Source organism: Legionella sp. PATHC039, from assembly GCF_026191275.1.
Taxonomy (GTDB): Bacteria; Pseudomonadota; Gammaproteobacteria; order Legionellales; family Legionellaceae; genus Legionella; species Legionella pneumophila.
In genome coordinates, this window is the sequence record NZ_JAPHOP010000001.1 from 3,163,386 (window position 1) to 3,181,373 (window position 17,988).

Below are 17,988 nucleotides of genomic sequence, written 5' to 3' on the forward strand. Positions count from 1 at the left end.
AATCTATCAATTAATTGAAACGATGTCTATGAATCACACACTTAACTGGGGGGTCCAAATTTGCTTGACCATGTCAGTTTTTCTTCAGTTTTCTCAGTTTTCTCAGTTTTCTCGTTTATTTGAGGAGTACTTTTTTCTATTTCTGCTGACAAACTCTGTGCTCTTTGTCTCTGAGGAGTAGGTTGTGGCGCTTTTTCAGAGAGCTTATCCAAGATATGGGTGTAGGAACATGGATAACACTTGGTTTCAAAAGCAATGCTCTTAAGTTTTTCTTTTGCATGTCTATCATTTAAGTAATAGGTAAAAAACTCTTTAAAACTCTTATCGTCTTTAAACTGCATCCAACCTGCATTAGCATCAAAATAATCGATGAGGAAACCTTGAGGTGTCGGTTTTGTTCGTTTGTGGATAGCAACAACATGTCCGGAATTGCTATTAGCATAACTAGCAAAGGTAGCTGATTTACCATACTTGTCTAATTCAAGCATTATTCTATCAATGAATTCTTCGAACTGCTTTTCAGGTTCAGAGCCCATTGTATCCTCATAATCAATATGTTTTTCTTGAGACTGTTGAGTTTCATAGATTTTAGGATTAAGACGTACAAAATCATTAAAACTTGGTATTGCCTGTAATATCTTATCTGTAGGTTTGTTTGGCTGAATATAGACTTCTTGATTACCTCGAAAGCCCATAAATCTGTCTTTCTTTATCACCTCTTCTGCCCAATGCCTGGCTAAGCCGTGACACATCCCAGTTTTTAAACCCATCCCTGGAAGCATGGCCTGACTACAATGGAGAACAATACGACCACCTAGTTCACGACATTTATCTTGATGCCGATAGGCCTGCAAATCTTTACCACGCTCAACTATGGCTTTCTGTAACTCCCTCGTTTTTGCAGCAGTTGTAGTGCATCCAATCGATAAATATTTTAACGCACGAGCTAAGGGCTCCTGTCCATCAATAATGGCTATCATTCGTTGCTTTTCAATCTCTCCTTGCAATTGAAGCAAGGATACGTCTTGTGATAAGTTTTTAGTAACCACTGGATTTGGAGTATGGGCTACTTTTAGTTTCATCAGCACAATCAAGTTGGCTAGTTGTTCAGGGTCTCCATTATCGAGGGAGGCGTGTTCCAAGGCGTATTCAATGGAAGTCAGGATTGATGGATCATCTTTTTCTAAAAGTTTCCCAATGTTTGTAACAACACTGTTACTCTCGGGGTGTAGTAAAAACTCTAAAAAACCCTTCTTCAGATTTTGATAATTCTTTTCAAAATCTCCTGTTATACAACTCTCTATGAGTTTTAAATCACTTTCAATTTTTTCAATCATTTCATGCCGACGCTTATCTTTGTCTGGCGCCGTCTCTAAATTCATTTTTTTCAACGAAGCAGATAATTGTTCGAGTTGCTCTTTCATGGTTTTTACAGTTAACTCAAATGTACGCGGTTGATGAGCTTTATCTTGAACTTTTAAGAGTTTGTCAGAGTAGTTTTGAACAATTTTCTTCTGTTCAGGATTTAGTTTTACCAAGTCGGCTTCTATGACAGCCGCTATTGCATTTGGGATTTGAGGCATTTTGATGAAAATATTATCTACTTATGTATATTATAGGCTATATGCGTTGATTTTCACGATTTAAAACCTTCAATCTCTCTCAACGGTTTTTAAATCAAGTGTGATATAATCTATTTTTTACAGGTAAATGCTCGCTTGGGGCAATATGTTGCTGACTAATCGTATTGATCTTCGTTCTTACCATACTGAAAGTTGCAGTCACACTCACGATTTTGCGCAATTGGTACTGCCTGTCTCGGGTTCTATGGAGCTAGAGGTAGGTCATTACTCTGGTGTTGTTAATGATGATATCGGAGTATACATTGCGCCTAATGAACAACATTGTTTTGCCGGAAGTCAAAAAAATCTGTTTTTAGTGATTGATGCAACTACTCAAAACTCTCTTCATGACGAAGCTTTTGAGTCTAATATTCTCAATTTAACCGCCAGTACTAAAAAGCTCATCCAATTTACCCACCATTATTTAGCACATAATGAAAGAGATTTTTTTACAGACTCTTTAATCAATCAATTATTGTTTCACTTTGCGGCAAGTTCTTTTTCACCCGAACCGGATCTGGTTGTTATCAAAGCAAAACAATGGATTGATCATTATTTTGCAGATTCTGTGGATGTGAGCAGTGTAGCGAAGCATTGTTATTTGAGCATTAGTCAATTGCAGCGCCGTTTTAAACAGAGGTTAGGCAGTGGTATTGCCGAATATTGGCGGATGAAAAAATTACTCCATGCTAAAAAATTATTATCTCAGAAAAATTGTTCCATTGAAGCAATCGCATTTGAAGTAGGTTATGAAAACTTGCCCGCATTTAGTCGCCGTTTTAGTAAAGTATTCGGTGAATCCCCTTCTCAATGGAGAGCCAAAGCGTTAACAGCAAAGAAAATGCGTCAAATAGATAACTAACTCTGGTTTTAAATTGATAAACTACGAATTCATTTGATGGTAACGATACAGCCTATGCAAAATATTGAGGTGTAAAAATGATGATATCTTATGAAGAATTTGAAAAAGTCGACTTGCGTTCTGGTACAGTTGTGAAAGCAGAGCCATTCCTGCGAGCCAGGAAACCTGCTTATAAAGTTTGGGTGGATTTTGGTGCCGATATTGGTATTCTCCAAACCTCAGCGCAAATAACAGTGCATTATACGCCTGAAACATTGATAGGCCGGATGGTAATTGGATGCGTGAATTTAGGTGAGAAAAATATTGCCGGGTTCGTTTCTCAATTTCTATTGCTTGGTTTTTCTGATGAAAAGGGGGCTATCTGCCTTGCTTCCGTTGAGCCTCATGTGCCTAATGGTAAAAAAATGTACTGATTACTATCCGAGATATTTACACATCATAATTTTGAACTATGGCTTTGTGTTTTGAGGTCTCTTGATTAAATTCAGTGATATTAAAAATATCGTTATCAGTTAGCAATAAAATTCGTTTTCAAAATATCAGTGCAATATGTAAAATAATTAAACAGTAATTATTGTTACATCGGAGACGAAAATGAGCATAACAGTTAAATCCTTGGATTTTGATCAATGCATCTCACATAGGGAATATAAAGAGTCATTACAAACAAATGATGGACGGAAAGTTTGGGATGCTGAAAAATTATTTAACACCAATAAGGGTATTCTCAGTAAAAGTAATAATGATCCCATCCATGTTTTTATTGGTTCTAACAGGCAAAACCTCAAAGCGGATTTAATCAATTTAAATGCAGGAGCATCTACTTTATTTATACCCGTAGCTCAAGAGTTGTGCGACTTCATGGGGGCAACTTTTCATCCATTACTTGTTCCTGATTTGATCTGTGAGAATGCCGCAATTGGAGATACTTTTCACAGTGCTCTGCAAGTGATTAAAGGCTTGAATGACTTGAATTCATTAGGCAGTGAGTCTCTAGCAGAACTGGTAAAATCGGCGCTCAGTGGCCAACTAAATTCACTCCATTGCATAAGCGATGAGAGTAAATTTTTAATGCTGTATTCTCAGATTCAGTATATTGCTCAAAAATATCCGGATGAGAATATTAATTTTGAGTTTTACGATGATAAGGAAGATATATTAAAGCCTCTGTATGAGCTCTTCTCTAAAAATCCTGATTTAATCCCAGCTAATGTGACTTTGCATATTAACCGCTATTTGAATGGCAATCTTATGGAGACTGGCTTTAGTCCAATTTTGGGCCTGGGGTCTCAACAAGAGAATTATCCGAGTATTATAAAGATGAAGCACGTACTGTTATTGATGAAAATAAAGCAGCGACGACTTACAATAATTTAAGAAAGCAATTTGCAAATTTAAGGGCACAAAGTCCTGCTGATGCTCAAGTTGAACTGGAACATTCGTCTGAAACTTCAAGAACTCTAAAGTTCTAAATGGCGCTATAAATTTCTATTCGGCCGGATTTGTTTACCAATTCCGGCCTGTTTGATCACTCTCAGAAACTCATGAAGCCGTGATTTTTATGCAATGTTCTTTGCGGTAGTAAGGTAATATAGATAATAGAGATATGATAGTTTTTTGTATGAATTCTCGATATACAGTTATTTTAGCGAGATGTCTTTACTTACGTTGTACTCTATTTTTCCACCAGCTACTGGGCAGAGCAGGCCCAATAGCATTTGTGATAAGTATTTTGCATGCCTGCTTTCTATTTTCGTTTAGGTAGTGCCACAAATAACGTTCCAGTGTGATTTAGTTGATTTGCTTCCACACCTGCTTGATTTCCCTCACCTTTATAGACGTCAACATGAGCCCCTATAATGGCGCCGCCTGCATCCTGAGCCACACACCATGAAGTAGCTTTTTTGCAATGATAGATAAAATTCATTCCAACAGGAATAACCCTGTGATCGGTTGCACATGACACATGAGGGGTTAGAGAAATATTTTCTGAACCATAAGGGCCACCATCTTCTTTGGCAAAAAATACATAGCTTTGATCTCGATTCCGTAAATTGTCTGCTTTATCAGAGGTAAGATTGTTCAGATATTGCCGAATGAGCTTTTCTGATGCAGCGCTTTGCCTGATTTTTTTAGATACGTTGCAGCGTAACTTGGCTTCATCATGGCATTTCGGATCTTTAGCGCAACGTTCCATTATGTCAAGATTGCCACCACAGGTTGGATCTTGAGCGCATTGGACTATGCGACCAAGCATCGTGCGTGGCCTGCCGTTGGCACCGTCATAATTGATGTGAAACAATTTGCCATCAAGGAGTAATGAACCAGAGCCTTGTAGCATTAAAAAAGCAGAGTCATTTGGATCTTTAAGATAGCCAATTATATATTTTGGATTTAAAGCTCCATGCTCAATTTCTTCTCGATCTGGTGCTACAGAGTAGGTGCCATCCGCATTTTTCAGACAAAATCCACGCATCACTTTGCTAAGCGGATCCACTCCGCAAAGAGGAGTTTTCAAATTATATTTTTTACTTTCTAACGCAACGCTAACAACCCCGGGGTTGCTATAGAGAGGATACAGAAATGCTCCACCACGTTTAGATCGGGCTTCAACAGCGGCTGGAGCGTAATAGGCAGTAAATTGAAACTCACCTTTTTTAAATCCGGCGTGGTTTTCCGGCCAGCCATCGCTTTTATACCAGTCAAACTCGGTTTTGATGCTCGATAAAAATTTTTTAAAATCACCATGAGCGGCTTTTGCCAGAGTCAGCATTTTTTTGTTGGTATTTAAGCACCATTCCTGGCGTTTGAATTGATGGCTAGCGATTGTTACTGTCTGGAATTCACCATAGCTATTATTGCAGTTTTCAATCTGATTATTTAATGCCTGGATAACTTCATCCATATTACCCACAGGGTTATCTAACGGGAGTTCTGATGCTGAAATTTTATGAAATTTAAAACGTAACACCCCGGGTTCTTTGGCTGCCATTTTCTGTCTTGAGGTGATATCCACGAGCCTTCTAATATCCAGGCAGCGTTGGATTGGATCAGCAGGGAGGGCTGCTTGAGTGATGAAGCTAAAAGTCATTAGCGCAATTATTAGAATGGATTGAAACATTGGTATCCTTTAGCTTAGCTATGGTTGAGGCTTTGCCCATCCATTGATTGCAATTAGTAACAAGAATTATATAGGCTATTGGCCAGCTCATCAAAGGGATGAATTTACATAAATTCTGCTACCCTATAACTTACCTTATCATTATACAGAAATGGTGTCGAATCCCTATTGTTCCTGTTTAAAAAGCGGATTAAACCAAATATTTACATATCCTTAATCATCGTATTCAACATAACAATAACCCAATAATTTTTTATTGGGTTTATTTAACGGGATAACATGGATAAATTTTTCATAAAAATTATATTATTTTCTTTTCATAAGACTTATTTTTCATTTAAGATGTAGAAAATAATGACATTTTGGTTGGTAAATGACTCTAGTCTTAAAAATGAAAAAATTTAAATTGATGGCGAAAGAGCAATGTTTTACCTTTATAAAAAACGCTATTAATATTGGTATGGATAAGGTTATCTATAGTAACGGTACGAATAAGACTTTTATTACCGATGGATTGGCTACCTGTGCTGCTGTTGCTATTTACTGTAGTGATAGCGGTTGTTCTGCCACATTTACTCATATGTCCAGTGACGCTTCGGACAAGGATGATAAACGAATTCACTGCAATTAAAGCAGGACGCATCCGATAAAACATGGCATGGTCATGGTATTATCATTGGCCAGAGCGAGGGCAATCCAGTGGTTAAGAAGCAGAAAAACACTTTGTATTCTTTGCAGATGAGATTTCCTGTCACATTACCAAACTTTCAGACTCTCCTAAAACAGTTGGCTTAACAGCCGCAGTAAGTGCTTAGGAATAAGCATAAGCTGGATAAAATGAAATGAATTTCGTATTTTAGTCAAAATTGAAATATTTCCTCAATGCTGGGTAGATATGTTAATTTCATAATGGATTGTTTTTTATGCTACAATTTGTAGGTGGTGTATGATGAGAAGACATTTTATTATTATCGTGCTTGGTATATTTCAGTTCGGTTGTATCCCTTTGGCAGAACATCATAATAAAATTTCACCTGCTACCAAGCATGAAGAGTACCATGAGGTTAGTTTTTCCAATTTATATGAAAAAAATCGCTCTTTTCCAGCATTAGAAACCGGCATTTATGCTATTTTGGATGGAATCTTAATTTCCTCAAGCCAGGATACGCATCTTGGTAAAAAACAATCGAAACTTCTGGAAGAATATGTGCGTCAAAATAGATTATTCTGTCAAAAAGGTTTTGATCAGGAGTGGATCAATCAATTGAAGCAGAATTTGGGCAGGTTAGAAAAAACCGAAAACAATCGGATTGCATCTGCTGTAAATAAAAAAATGCAAACGCTGTTTTCTGAGCGACAGTGTAACAATAGGTAACCAAGGTTCGTCATTTTATTAGGCAGCCTGGTTCAAATCATGTGTGAACTCAATCTTTCTAAACATTGATACCGTATTTTTTGTGCAGGATATCATGTCATGAGAAGGGTGGTTTTAGTTCAATTTTCAATTCCATACCATGTAGTCAGGGATAAAAATGGGAAAGAGACGCAATTAATATTGTATATTTATTATTCATATTGACTATTATTCGCTTGTTCCGTATAATCATCATCTTGATTGGATTATGGCTCTATTGCCTTTTTAGTGAGATGTGCTAATGGAATTCGAAGATTGGTTTCTGGAACAAATAAGTAATGGTAAAAAATGCATCTTGATAGGGGAAAACCATTATTCCTATGCAAGCGAGGATTGTCTGGATTGTATTTTAAAATTGCAAAGGCAAGGTAAGATAAACAAGAAAATAGCATTTTTCGATGAAAATTTAACTGCATTAGATAATTTGGAACCTTATACTCTGGAATCTTTAAGCAAATTAAATACAGTTGAACCTTCTTTAATTGCATTAATTAAAAATAATGTTGAGGTATATGGGTTAGAAGATAATTTTAGCAATCCATTTAAAAGTCTTAAATCCATTAAAAAAGTGACGGCACGTTTAAAAGATTTGGGTTTGGAAATAGGGAATCGAATATTTAATGACCTTGATCATTGTGTTTACTGGGCCTACCATCTCTATGGAAAATCATTAGCCAGAGTACAACGGGGTAATGAAGGCTTTTGTAATCAAATTTTGCATAAGATGGATGAAGATACTATCGTTATTGCCAGGGTAGGGGCCAAACATATCCCTGCGGTGCGAAAAGATGGAGTAGTTATTGAAGAGGGGATGCTGCAACGATTAGGCAAAGACATGGCTTCTGCCTGTTTTATTACACACTTCCCTAAAAACAGCACTTATTCAGAACAAAAAACGTATCGGCCAGAGTTCGATATGTTTGGAAGTTATGATTCTATAGAATGTTGTATGGTTCAAAAGAAGATGATTCATCAACCGGATTTGACTCTATGGGCGGAACAAGATAAAAAAAGAAAAGATACCAATAACTACAAAGATACTAAAAAACACCGTTGTACAATAATGTAAACTTAAGTTTCTCTCTAAAGCTAACAGGCTCAGAACGGTCTGTAATTGAAAGATTGGAAAAATTTTGCGAATATACATTTTATCGCATAACTTAATCATGATAGGGATGTCTGATGAGTTTACTAAAGGAATTCAAAGAATTTGCCATGCGAGGCAATGTGATGGATTTGGCAGTTGCTGTTGTAATGGGTGTTGCTTTTAATAAAATTGTCACTGCTTTGGTCGATGGAATTATCATGCCTTGCGTTGGTTTGTTATTGGGAGGCATCAATATTGCAGGATTGAGTTTTACTGTAGGAGACGTTCAAATCAAGTGGGGAAATTTTTTACAAAACGTCATTGATTTTATTATCGTTGCTTTTGCTATTTTTGTACTCATCAAATTAATCAATCTGTTGCAGAGAAAAAAAGCAAATGAACCAGAACCAGTCACTCCGGAAATTCAATTACTTACTGAAATACGCGATCTGCTTGCAAGAAATAGTAGTAAAATCTGAAATTGGCTGGTGGAAATAAATCCATGCCTGCAGTCAGGCCCTTTATTTAAAGTCGTCTGTAGACAGCTTATGTTTTATTTTTAGTTAGAGTTATATAGAGTTCTGGTGTTTCAATCAGTCACTGAAATCTCACAAAGCCATATATTGATTTACTGCTATTTAAACTATACTAGCAGACATGGCTAATTTTTACTTAATGAGCGCAAATGAAACTTATAATTAATAAAAAAAATAGGGCGGAGTCGATGGCGTTGGATGTTGAAGCAACAACGACAGTGAATGAGTTGCTTTTAATTCTTTATACTCATCGCAGTAAAAGGTATGAGCTTTTGTCTTTTAGTGAGTATCAAAAATTTATTTCCGTTTACCAATGTTTATTGTATGGAGATCAATTTATAAATAAATTAATTCCGGGAACCAATTTAGCTGATTATCAGCTTGAAGATCCATCTCATTTGACCTGGGAGGAGTTCACTGAGAAACAGTGTCTTATAGCGGATGCAGAGGCCAGTAGAATCCTTCTTTGGCAAGCTAATAAGAAAGCAAGTAAACCTGAAATTGAAAAAGATCTTATGTCTGTTGCAAGCAGTGATAGTATGAATCCTCATATGTAACAAGAATAAAGCGTCCTGTATAACATAGCGAGTGTTTGTTTTATAATTCATTGATTAAGTCATGCAATGAAAAAATTAAATACATCCAATCAGTTAACCAGTGAAAAGTCTTGAGTCCCCTATGGCCTCCCTATTGCCTCAATGAAAGATGTTCCCCATTTAATAAATCCTTAAGTTTTTATTGTTAAAATTTTGCTCACTTAAAAGATCATAAAAAATGATCTTTTTGCTGCGGCCTATCTTCTCCACAAGGATATTTGGAGGACTGGTGGTAACACCTAGTTTTAATTTAGTAAACGGGTTCGTCGCTGAGGCAAAGAAGATGAACGATTTACTCTCGAATTTGGTTATTGATTGAGAGTAGTTTATTAACTTTAATTCAGCGAAGTGTGACTTACTAAACCATCGCTTCACATCTTTTGTCTCTAAATGGAAATATCCATTGTCTCTGTCAGTCTTTATTGGGCAGAGGGTTTGTTAATTTATAAGGAATTCATAATGAAAAATAATGATTTTAATAATCAGTTGTTTCATTGAGATAGAGCAAGGAGTTGTCATTATGAAATCAATGAAAATCATCCCGGTGGGCAATTAATTGATTCCAGTCCCAGTGATGAGAAAAATTCATGAATTAGTAATGATACAAGCTACTGCCGGGGTTTTTATGAAAACAAAATATGAAATGAGTCAAGGTAAAACTGAGTTTTTGGCTAAAGAACAAGATAGTTCTTATCCAGGGTATCAAGTCAGCGTTCTGGATCTCGAAAAAATAGTTAAGCATTATCAGGAAAAATACGGTATTCGCTTGATTATTAATGGTACGACACCCAAATATCGGGCTCTGATTAAAGAGCGCCAGGTTAATTTTGAACAACAAAGACAGCAATTCCTGGATTTCAAATACGCCAAATTTTTACAAATATTTTTTCAACCACCTAATCTGAATGGCGCAAATTCTCCTTTTTCTATCAATAAGCATATGGGCGTATTTATAGGTTTTTACGAAGAAATATACAATAAAGTTCTTCCATTTCTGGATGCAAAAGGAAAAATCATTTCAGGCTTATCCCTGGAAGAATTAAGACAACTCAACGAGGCCTGCCAAGGGCTGTCATGCAAAGGAATACTTGATGCAACAATTAATGAATTTATAGAACGAAATTCTGATTATATGGGGTTAACTGCCAGGGAAAGCGCAAGTGAAATAAAAGATATCTGTGATGAACTGCAAGAAGGGGAAGTTTTGGGTTATTTTTTTACTGGTCAACGTACCAGTGGGAGATGTCATTTCGATCTCTATATCTGTTTACCTGGTAAGGCTATAAGACCGATATTTTATAACACAGCGCTTATCAGATATCATGATCTTGGAGGGATGTTTCATTTGAATTTTCCTTTTGTCGAAGGGAATTTTTTTACACCTGATTTGTTAAAATTATATTCTGCAATGGATTTGCAACAGCTAATTCCTCAAGCTGACAGGACTTCATGTGGTACTTTGACAATGATGTATGCCAAGGAGTTATTAAAAGATGACGCAAGAGAGCTGAAAGAGTTTACGTTGAGTTTTACTTATTATAATGAGAAAGGCGAAAAGGAATATTTTTTTCTCCCATCACCACAAGTATTACGATATTCTCAAATAAGCTTATATAATGAAGCGCTGCAAGCCATTGTGTCTCATGAAAATGATGAGCAGGCTGGTTTAGTCAGGAAAGGCGCTAAAAAATATATGTTTCATACTATCGAAAAAATTCTCATCCAATCTTTTAAGATTGCACTTGAAAAAGAAGATGCTGATGTTCTGGAGGAAAATCAAAAAATTTGGGATATCTTGCCCAGCTTTCAGGAAAAATGGCAGGAAGCTTATAAGGGAATGGTTGCCAAACGCGATATGATGCATCAAGGGGTAAATAAATATTTGCTTTATTCCACCTATCGTATGAGCCATATTGCAAGTGAACAATCCATAAACAATGAAGCGGATGCTGATAGATTAATTCTTCGTTAAAAAATATTGCAGAATGAAACTATTTGTATTTTATTTCTATAAAGCATGACATTAATTGAGCCTGGCTCAATCAATGTCTGCGAGAAAATCAGTCCCTTACTGATATGATGCAAGAGACATGATTCATATTAAGTTCAAATTCTTGGCATTTATAGAGAAAATTTTTTGTTTCGTTTGGTTTGATAAATCGGAATCTTGAATAAATCGAGTAGCGTCAAGTAAGGATTCCATTGGGTAATCGGAGGCAAACAATACCCTGTCCTCTCCCATGACCTCTAGAACATAACGTAAGGCGGGAACGAAGAAACATCCGTTAGTGGTTATGTAAACATTTTGACGTATTGGGAACTTCCTGGCGTTGATTCAGATAATCAATACAAGCTTCAGTGATGAAGTGCGTTTCAAAATCGACGATCATGAACGTAATCCTTTCAGAAGTGAGAAAAACGATTGAAAATTATATGTTTAAGTATAGCCGGAAGATTAGATACCGTCACATGGCTATAAAAATTCTGATGACACATTACCGGAAAACGTCTTAAAGAAAAGAAATGCTACCAGCGGAAAGAAGAGATCATTTTGATGAGTGAGAAACATAATCTGGTTTGCACCAGATTATAAATCACCAGAGCTATTTAATATTATAAAAAAATATCACTATAAATATTTGCTGAAGGAACATCCGCAAGAAAAATTCGTGTTTTCAATTTATTGGGTGTTTCCTTTGGACCATACACGTAGACTTTCGTAGTATTGGGAGAATGCAAGTGAGTTAGCACCCGTTTTTCAATTGAGCCTTCTGGATAAAGCTCTTGACTGTGCAGCACACAGGGATCATAGCGGAAGTTGCTGAACAATAAAGACAACATTTCCAGTTCTTCCTTGTGATAGATATCCTCATCAGTAACCCCGCCATGCACCAGGGTAATTGTTCCTTCATGCTTTTGTGTTAATGCGCTTCTGATAATACCTATCAGCGGAGCGAGGCCAGTTCCTGTTCCTGCCAGCAATATATCAAAAGACAGATTATGTGGATTATGATAATAACATTGGCCAAAAGGGCCTCGGATGGTGATGAATGTATTAATGGCTGCGCGTTGCAAAAGCTATTGTCCCATCTTGCCTTGCAAGTAACTTTTGATGTGCAGTTCAATGTATCCATCATCAGAAGGGATATTGGCTATGGAATAATCGCGTATTGTTCCTTCAGGATTAATGAGCGACAGGTATTGTCCGGGTAGCCATGGGGCAGTATGTTCCACCTTCAGTTTATTCCCTGCGCGCTTTCCTGCAGATTTTAGAGCAGTATACTCTCGCTGATGTTTTACATAACCCAAGTGAATTGTCTGCTTTATTGAGGATCATTTAGCAATCCAGAATAATATTTTATGAAAGTGATCTTTATGTAACTTTCTGGGCAAGCAACAGACCGAATAATCCTTGCATTGGTCTTCCCAATTTATCCTGTTTATGAAGATGTCCTATTGATTCTTTGTATTCGAGGATAGACCAGCCGCTGTCCTGGTAAAAATGATACAGCTCTTCTTGTTTTGGTAAAAATGTGAATGAGCTTGGGAGTGAATAAAGTTCAGATTGGACGGGAAAAACCAGAAAATGATAGCCATTTTTCTTCGTTGCCTCCTGCAGCTCAGTCAATAAAGTGGGGATACGTGAGGCATTTAAAAATTGAAGAGTCACGGTAGAGCAGATAAAATTGTAATGATCTGGTGCAAGGGATTGAGGTTGGTTTAAATCCTGTGACAAAATATTAAGTGGGCTCAGGTTTTCTTTTTGGGCAATAACTTGAATATTTTCCAGTGCCGATTGATTGATATCAATTCCAGTCACTGCATGGCCAAGTTGAGCTAAGTACAACAGATTTCTACCGGAAGCACAGCCCACATCCAGAGTAGTTAGTGGGCCTAAATGCGACAAGTAGGTATGATACACATACAATAAGTCACGGTGCACCTCAGTTAAACCGTATTTTTTGTTAAAGTAGCGATGAGGTTTGCAATAAAACTCAAGCTGAGCATCGAAAGCGGTGTTGATCGGAATGATTTTATGCCAGGACGCCGGAGGAATGGATAATTGCCGATTATTTTTATCAAGACGAATACGCGACAGTTCCTGGCCCAAGCCATTCTGGAAAATAAAATCAATTTCACCTTCGTTTAGGGAAAGTTTGCCCCATGTTCCTTCTTTAGTGCTGTGCTTTTCAAGAAAAAATTTTAGTTTTCCATGGTTGTCAATTGATATCTGTTTGTAGCAGATTAAATTATCGTATTCTATGGACATTATTTTTTTATCCTGATATTTCAACAAGTAACATAATCTTTTTTTAGTCTATTGTCGAATGTATCAATCTCATAGAGCTATTAAATGAGCCAGGTCAAAACACGGTATGCTCTTGTATAGATTATGGAGTAGATCCTCTTTCTGGTTCTATGTCAATAGCATTATCATCAGGAGTGAAGAGTGCATTTATTATACCTTCGGTCGCGAGATCATGCTCTTGTGACGAGTGAAATTCTGAAGTTGCTATATAATTTGTTTTGATAATGCCTGTTATAGCCTCTCGGAACATTTGATCATCTTCTCCACTGCATCGTATTACATAATTGCGAATCGTTTCTAAATAAACATCATCCTTCTTTTTAAACTCGAAATATAATGAGTCTGGTTTATTGTTCATATTCCTCATATACTCATTATAAATAGATTTTGCTCTTCGTTCTAAATAAGCTAATAAGATACCTTGACAAGATAAGCGTTCTTCCTCCGAAATGTCAGGGTTTTCTTGTAATTTTTGAAGGGCTATCATTACAGGTCTACTTCCTGACACAAACCTATTAGCAAATACTAGCACTCTGTATTGAGCTTGATTTGCAGATTCATAAAGATGGATAAATTCATCTTTTGTAATAGCAGGCATGATAAACTCCTGATCAAATTTGATTAAGTATCATTGTAGATTATAGCCTATTGGTAATAGTAAGTTTCTTATTAAAACTGACGCTACATTTTGAGTAGAGTAAAATGACTATTACAGACTTCTCCCAATTTATAATATTTCCCGCTTCACTTGATGAATATATCCAGCCAGACATCATCTCTGTAAATTTTAAGCGATTGTATTTTTGTTCATATCCATTGAGATAAGATTGAATGTAATCATTGTTTTCACCATAAATATTCGATTATTTTGTTTTAGGTCAAGGTGCAAACGTTTTGAGCGGCGGAGTTTACATACAGTAAATGAGCACCTCAGAAACGTTTGCAACGCAGCAGTAAAATAAAAGAAACAGGTTATATTGTAGTTCTAATAATGCTTCTTGGAGAGTAATCAATTGCTTTAATCAGTTATGTAGCCATTGTGCCAGAGCATAGAGACCTGATTTTAAATCGTCTTCACTGCCTCCAAAAGACAAGCGGACATAACCCTCTTTACCAAAGGCGATTCCCGGTACCAGGGCAATATTTGCCTCATCCAAAGCTTGTTTACAAAATTCTCCGGAGTTTTGACTTTTGCAGCCGAGAGTCTTTAGGGAAAGAAAAACATAAAGTGATGAAACTGGGGGCGTTATGGTTAATCCTAAATAGTCATACAAGGTCTGGACGAGACAATTTCTTCTTTTTTCCATGTTTTGTTGAACCCAGATATTGACTTGATTTACTTCTTGCAGCGCAGCCACAGCGGCCCATTGGCTAAGGGTGGTCACTCCACTAGTGCTTTGACTGACCAGGGCGCTTAAAGGTTTGATGAATATTTCCGGGGCAAAAATAAAACCTACTCGCCACCCGGTCATGGAAAAGTTTTTTGAACAGCTTTGAATGATGATGACACGCTCCCGAAACTGGGGTAAAGAACCACAGGATACGTAATGATGCCCGTCATAGGTCAGTTCGCTGTAAACTTCATCAGAGATCACTAAAAGATTATGCTTCTTGGCAATTTGCAATAAGTGAATCAGCTCGGACTGGGTATACAGAGCTCCGGTGGGATTGGTGGCATTATTCAGAATGAGTATTTTACTTTTTGTGGTACACGCTTTTTGCAGTGCCTGTGGCGTTAGTTTCCATTCTTCGGCTTCTGTCGTTTCAACTGGCACGGGGTTGCCGCCAAACAGGCTAACTATGGCTGGATAGGAAACCCAGTAGGGAGAAGGAATAATGACTTCGTCGTTAGGCTGCAGTAATAATTGCATGAGTAAATAAATGCCAAGTTTTCCGCCATTCACAACCAGGCATTGCTCATTTTGGAATGAGCAATCATAGGATCTATACATCCACTCACAGCCCATATGACGTAGTTCAGGAATCCCCATTATTGGAGGATAAAGGGTATGTCCTTGTTCCATAGCTTGTGTGACGGCATTTATTATGGAGGGATGGGGTGGCAGTTTGGGTTCTCCAGCACTGAGATTATGAATTTTGATTCCCGCGTTTATTTTTTGTTGGGCTAGAGAATTGATGGCAACTGTTGCGGAATCTTTTAGCAAGCTCATTTTTTCATAATGGTTCATTATTTTTGGACCTTTTTTGAGTTTGAGATAATTATCTTGAATAATTGATTCACGAAATCCTGCTGCAAGTGATATTGTCTGGATAAAAAGTCATAATATTCAAACAATTTTTTTTCGCGCAGGCGATCTATAATTTTTTTTCCTTCTTTAGCCTTTAAAGCACCGATTTGCTTGGCCAACTCTTGGCGTTGAGCCAACTTTTCAATGATGTCTGCATCAGTTTGCTCAATTTGTTTTCTTAGTTCTTCAATCGTTCCCATGATGAACTCCTTAGCGGATAGGGATCTTATCACTTATTTTTTAACTAATATAAAAGCCGTTCTGTTCAGATGGCTGTCCTGAATATTTCTCGCACTGATTTTTAAATCATAAAGTGGTGCACAACGTGCCGACGCAATGACTGCGGCATGGGGTGGCAATATTCCTTCTGCCAAATCCTTTGCTGCTTTTGCTGTATCGATCCATTCTATTTTTTTCGCATTCTTAAATTTGTTTCCCAGGAATTTTTTGCATTGGGCAAAGCCTTGAGGATGTGACACAATATGTGAGATTTTATGATTTTGAGTATTTGTTTTAACCAACAGGCATTGATTTATGTCATGCCAAATCTCATCGATGGGAGTAAAGGAATATTTGCCCATAGCCTGAAATGCTGGCTTTACCAATCCCCCTAAAAGATTAACAACGGGTAATATGCCCAGCTCTATCGTTTCATTCTCAATGGCATTTAAAACGCCTTTCATATCTAGCAAATGAACGAGATGGGCATTAAGGCCTTTTTTCCTGGCATAAAGCAAAGCCGCTTCCTCCGAAAATGATCCAATATCCCCTGAAACACCAAAGCGAAGGGCTTCTTTTTTTTCAACGAGATTATTCATAATGCTTCCCTCTCCGCCAGCTCCAACAGGAACGATTCTGTCTTCTCCCAACTGAGGCAAGGATCGGTAACGGATAACCCGCTTAAATCAATGTTATCGGGATTGGTAGAATCTAATTTTTGATTACCTTCTTTGATGAAACTTTCTACCATGAATCCCTTGACCAGTTGTTTTAAATCAGGTCTGTTTTTGATGCTTTCCAGAATATTAAATGCAATCTCTGGTTGTAGCTGATGATTTTTTTTCCCATTCACCAGACAGTTGTCATGGCTAACATCAATAATGACAGAAGGGTTCACTATCTGATGCATGCCCATGTAGTACATAACTTCCTCCAGATGAGAAACGGAGTAATTGGGAGCTTGGTTTGAACCACGCAGAACGAGATGAGCATGATGATTACCATGGGTTTGCACTTCATAGCCATCGAAGACAGCAACATGAGGATGCTGTGATGCAACCAGGCTATTTACTCCGACAGCGAGTGAACCATGTGTAGGGTTTTTTAATCCTACGGCACAGTCAAGGGCGGAGGCAAAAATTCGATGCTCTTGATCCTCTGAACTACGGGCGCCTATTGCAACCCAGGACAGAAGTTCAAGAAATCCTTTGGCATTATGGGTGAAAAGAGCTTCATCAGCGATAGGGAGCCCCATTTGAATGACTTTTATCATCATGTCCCGGGTATATTTTATACCTGCCTCAATATCAGGAGTTGAAAATAAATCGGGTTGATTCACCGGCCCAGTCCAGCCTTTGGTGGTTCTTGGCTTTTGAATGTAAACGCGCATGATTAATTTTAAAGCGTGTTTTACTTTGCTGTTGAGTTGTACCAAACGCTCAGCGTATTCCAATACCGCTTTTTTAGGCCATGCTGAGCAAGGACCAACTATCATCAAAAGACGTTTATCTCGCCCTTCCAAAATAGCTTTGATCTCTTGCCGGTCTTGAGCAATTTGTAGATAGGCGGGGTGGGATAGTGGCAATTCCCGGATGATTTTTTCTATTGGTGGCAGTTTTTTTAAGATGGAATAACTCATCGCATCCTCCTCAAGCCAGAAAGCGCTTTAGATGGATGATGAATTTGACATTGATGGTTCATCGTTCACACTCCTCTTTTGTACCCAACCCCCTTATTAGACTGGGGATCTTGGGTATCAAAAACCCCCAGACTCAGCTGGGGGTTGGAGTGTTAGTATTGCCTACCTACCACCCAGCTCAGGGCTGAAAAAGCTAAAATAAAAAAAGCAAGCAAAAGCCTGTACAAAGCTTGCTTTTTTATTTAACTGATTTGGTGTAGTAGTGTAGAACATGAATAATCACAAAAAATTTAATTTGTATATTATATATACAGGACTATGGCAATCCTGTCAA

The 17,988-nt window shown here is 37.5% G+C and carries 17 protein-coding genes and 2 pseudogenes; 9 read left to right on the plus strand and 10 right to left on the minus strand.

Annotated elements, in window-relative coordinates:
• Positions 1-41: 41 nt before the first annotated feature.
• Complete coding sequence (locus OQI99_RS14390; protein ID WP_265732223.1) at positions 42-1,583, minus strand: hypothetical protein; 1,542 nt, start codon at positions 1,581-1,583, stop codon at positions 42-44.
• Positions 1,584-1,728: 145 nt separating this feature from the next.
• Here OQI99_RS14390 and OQI99_RS14395 point away from each other — a divergent pair, with 145 nt between their 5' ends.
• From OQI99_RS14395 to OQI99_RS14405, 3 genes and pseudogenes are all read left to right on the plus strand, one after another.
• On the plus strand, positions 1,729-2,484 hold the full coding sequence (locus tag OQI99_RS14395) for a helix-turn-helix domain-containing protein (RefSeq protein WP_265732224.1): 756 nt from the start codon (positions 1,729-1,731) through the stop codon (positions 2,482-2,484).
• A 77-nt stretch (positions 2,485-2,561) separates the two neighbouring features.
• On the plus strand, positions 2,562-2,897 hold the full coding sequence (locus OQI99_RS14400; RefSeq protein ID WP_265732225.1) for a tRNA-binding protein: 336 nt from the start codon (positions 2,562-2,564) through the stop codon (positions 2,895-2,897).
• 181 nt (positions 2,898-3,078) lie between these two features.
• A pseudogene (locus OQI99_RS14405) lies at positions 3,079-3,956 on the plus strand (hypothetical protein).
• Between the two features lie 275 nt (positions 3,957-4,231).
• On the opposite strand, the gene OQI99_RS14410 reads toward OQI99_RS14405, so the two are convergent.
• Positions 4,232-5,605, minus strand: coding sequence for an MltA domain-containing protein (locus OQI99_RS14410; protein WP_265732226.1), 1,374 nt, complete (start codon positions 5,603-5,605; stop codon positions 4,232-4,234).
• A gap of 391 nt (positions 5,606-5,996) precedes the next feature.
• Here OQI99_RS14410 and OQI99_RS14415 point away from each other — a divergent pair, with 391 nt between their 5' ends.
• From OQI99_RS14415 to OQI99_RS14440, 6 genes are all read left to right on the plus strand, one after another.
• The gene (locus OQI99_RS14415) at positions 5,997-6,236 is read left to right on the plus strand and encodes a hypothetical protein (RefSeq protein WP_265732227.1); all 240 of its coding nucleotides are present in this window, start codon (positions 5,997-5,999) and stop codon (positions 6,234-6,236) included.
• Positions 6,237-6,554: 318 nt separating this feature from the next.
• Positions 6,555-6,980, plus strand: coding sequence for a hypothetical protein (locus OQI99_RS14420; protein WP_322783725.1), 426 nt, complete (start codon positions 6,555-6,557; stop codon positions 6,978-6,980).
• A gap of 274 nt (positions 6,981-7,254) precedes the next feature.
• The gene (locus OQI99_RS14425; protein ID WP_265732229.1) at positions 7,255-8,088 is read left to right on the plus strand and encodes a lpg2541 family Dot/Icm T4SS effector; all 834 of its coding nucleotides are present in this window, start codon (positions 7,255-7,257) and stop codon (positions 8,086-8,088) included.
• Between the two features lie 113 nt (positions 8,089-8,201).
• Positions 8,202-8,585: a large-conductance mechanosensitive channel protein MscL gene (gene mscL / locus OQI99_RS14430; protein WP_010948242.1), complete on the plus strand. Its 384-nt coding sequence runs from the start codon at positions 8,202-8,204 to the stop codon at positions 8,583-8,585.
• Between the two features lie 206 nt (positions 8,586-8,791).
• Positions 8,792-9,199, plus strand: coding sequence for a lpg2539 family Dot/Icm T4SS effector (locus OQI99_RS14435; protein ID WP_265732230.1), 408 nt, complete (start codon positions 8,792-8,794; stop codon positions 9,197-9,199).
• Positions 9,200-9,794: 595 nt separating this feature from the next.
• A complete protein-coding gene (locus OQI99_RS14440) occupies positions 9,795-11,210 on the plus strand; it encodes a lpg2538 family Dot/Icm T4SS effector (RefSeq protein WP_265732231.1) in 1,416 nt (471 codons plus the stop codon).
• Between the two features lie 123 nt (positions 11,211-11,333).
• Here OQI99_RS14440 and OQI99_RS14445 read toward each other — a convergent pair whose 3' ends face one another.
• The 8 genes and pseudogenes from OQI99_RS14445 to OQI99_RS14485 form a co-directional block, all read right to left on the minus strand.
• Entirely contained in the window at positions 11,334-11,573 is a 240-nt protein-coding gene (locus tag OQI99_RS14445) for an amidohydrolase family protein (RefSeq protein ID WP_322783726.1), read from the minus strand.
• 278 nt (positions 11,574-11,851) lie between these two features.
• A pseudogene (locus OQI99_RS14450) lies at positions 11,852-12,481 on the minus strand (FAD-binding oxidoreductase); the annotation flags it as partial.
• A 130-nt stretch (positions 12,482-12,611) separates the two neighbouring features.
• Positions 12,612-13,508, minus strand: a complete 897-nt coding sequence (gene tehB / locus OQI99_RS14460) for an SAM-dependent methyltransferase TehB (protein ID WP_265732234.1) — start codon at positions 13,506-13,508, stop codon at positions 12,612-12,614.
• Between the two features lie 121 nt (positions 13,509-13,629).
• Positions 13,630-14,145 carry a hypothetical protein gene (locus OQI99_RS14465; RefSeq protein ID WP_265732235.1) on the minus strand — a complete coding sequence of 172 codons (516 nt, stop codon included), beginning with the start codon at positions 14,143-14,145 and terminating at the stop codon, positions 13,630-13,632.
• A 424-nt stretch (positions 14,146-14,569) separates the two neighbouring features.
• Positions 14,570-15,736, minus strand: a complete 1,167-nt coding sequence (locus OQI99_RS14470) for a pyridoxal phosphate-dependent aminotransferase (RefSeq protein ID WP_265732236.1) — start codon at positions 15,734-15,736, stop codon at positions 14,570-14,572.
• The gene (locus OQI99_RS14475) at positions 15,736-15,996 is read right to left on the minus strand and encodes a chorismate mutase (protein WP_014844677.1); all 261 of its coding nucleotides are present in this window, start codon (positions 15,994-15,996) and stop codon (positions 15,736-15,738) included. The genes OQI99_RS14470 and OQI99_RS14475 overlap by 1 nt, the downstream gene beginning before the upstream one ends.
• A 33-nt stretch (positions 15,997-16,029) precedes the next feature.
• The gene (locus OQI99_RS14480) at positions 16,030-16,614 is read right to left on the minus strand and encodes a prephenate dehydratase domain-containing protein (protein WP_265732237.1); all 585 of its coding nucleotides are present in this window, start codon (positions 16,612-16,614) and stop codon (positions 16,030-16,032) included.
• Complete coding sequence (locus OQI99_RS14485) at positions 16,611-17,654, minus strand: 3-deoxy-7-phosphoheptulonate synthase (protein ID WP_265732238.1); 1,044 nt, start codon at positions 17,652-17,654, stop codon at positions 16,611-16,613. The genes OQI99_RS14480 and OQI99_RS14485 overlap by 4 nt, the downstream gene beginning before the upstream one ends.
• Between the last annotated feature and the right edge of the window lie 334 nt (positions 17,655-17,988).

Coding starts and splice junctions, on each gene's coding strand:
- OQI99_RS14390 (WP_265732223.1), bottom strand. CDS start 1,583: ATGCCTCAAATCCCAAATGCAATAGCGGCTGTCATAGAAGCCGACTTG.
- OQI99_RS14395 (WP_265732224.1), top strand. CDS start 1,729: ATGTTGCTGACTAATCGTATTGATCTTCGTTCTTACCATACTGAAAGT.
- OQI99_RS14400 (WP_265732225.1), top strand. CDS start 2,562: ATGATGATATCTTATGAAGAATTTGAAAAAGTCGACTTGCGTTCTGGT.
- OQI99_RS14410 (WP_265732226.1), bottom strand. CDS start 5,605: ATGTTTCAATCCATTCTAATAATTGCGCTAATGACTTTTAGCTTCATC.
- OQI99_RS14415 (WP_265732227.1), top strand. CDS start 5,997: ATGAAAAAATTTAAATTGATGGCGAAAGAGCAATGTTTTACCTTTATA.
- OQI99_RS14420 (WP_322783725.1), top strand. CDS start 6,555: ATGAGAAGACATTTTATTATTATCGTGCTTGGTATATTTCAGTTCGGT.
- mscL (WP_010948242.1), top strand. CDS start 8,202: ATGAGTTTACTAAAGGAATTCAAAGAATTTGCCATGCGAGGCAATGTG.
- OQI99_RS14435 (WP_265732230.1), top strand. CDS start 8,792: ATGAAACTTATAATTAATAAAAAAAATAGGGCGGAGTCGATGGCGTTG.
- tehB (WP_265732234.1), bottom strand. CDS start 13,508: ATGTCCATAGAATACGATAATTTAATCTGCTACAAACAGATATCAATT.
- OQI99_RS14465 (WP_265732235.1), bottom strand. CDS start 14,145: ATGCCTGCTATTACAAAAGATGAATTTATCCATCTTTATGAATCTGCA.
- OQI99_RS14470 (WP_265732236.1), bottom strand. CDS start 15,736: ATGAACCATTATGAAAAAATGAGCTTGCTAAAAGATTCCGCAACAGTT.
- OQI99_RS14475 (WP_014844677.1), bottom strand. CDS start 15,996: ATGGGAACGATTGAAGAACTAAGAAAACAAATTGAGCAAACTGATGCA.
- OQI99_RS14480 (WP_265732237.1), bottom strand. CDS start 16,614: ATGAATAATCTCGTTGAAAAAAAAGAAGCCCTTCGCTTTGGTGTTTCA.
- OQI99_RS14485 (WP_265732238.1), bottom strand. CDS start 17,654: ATGAGTTATTCCATCTTAAAAAAACTGCCACCAATAGAAAAAATCATC.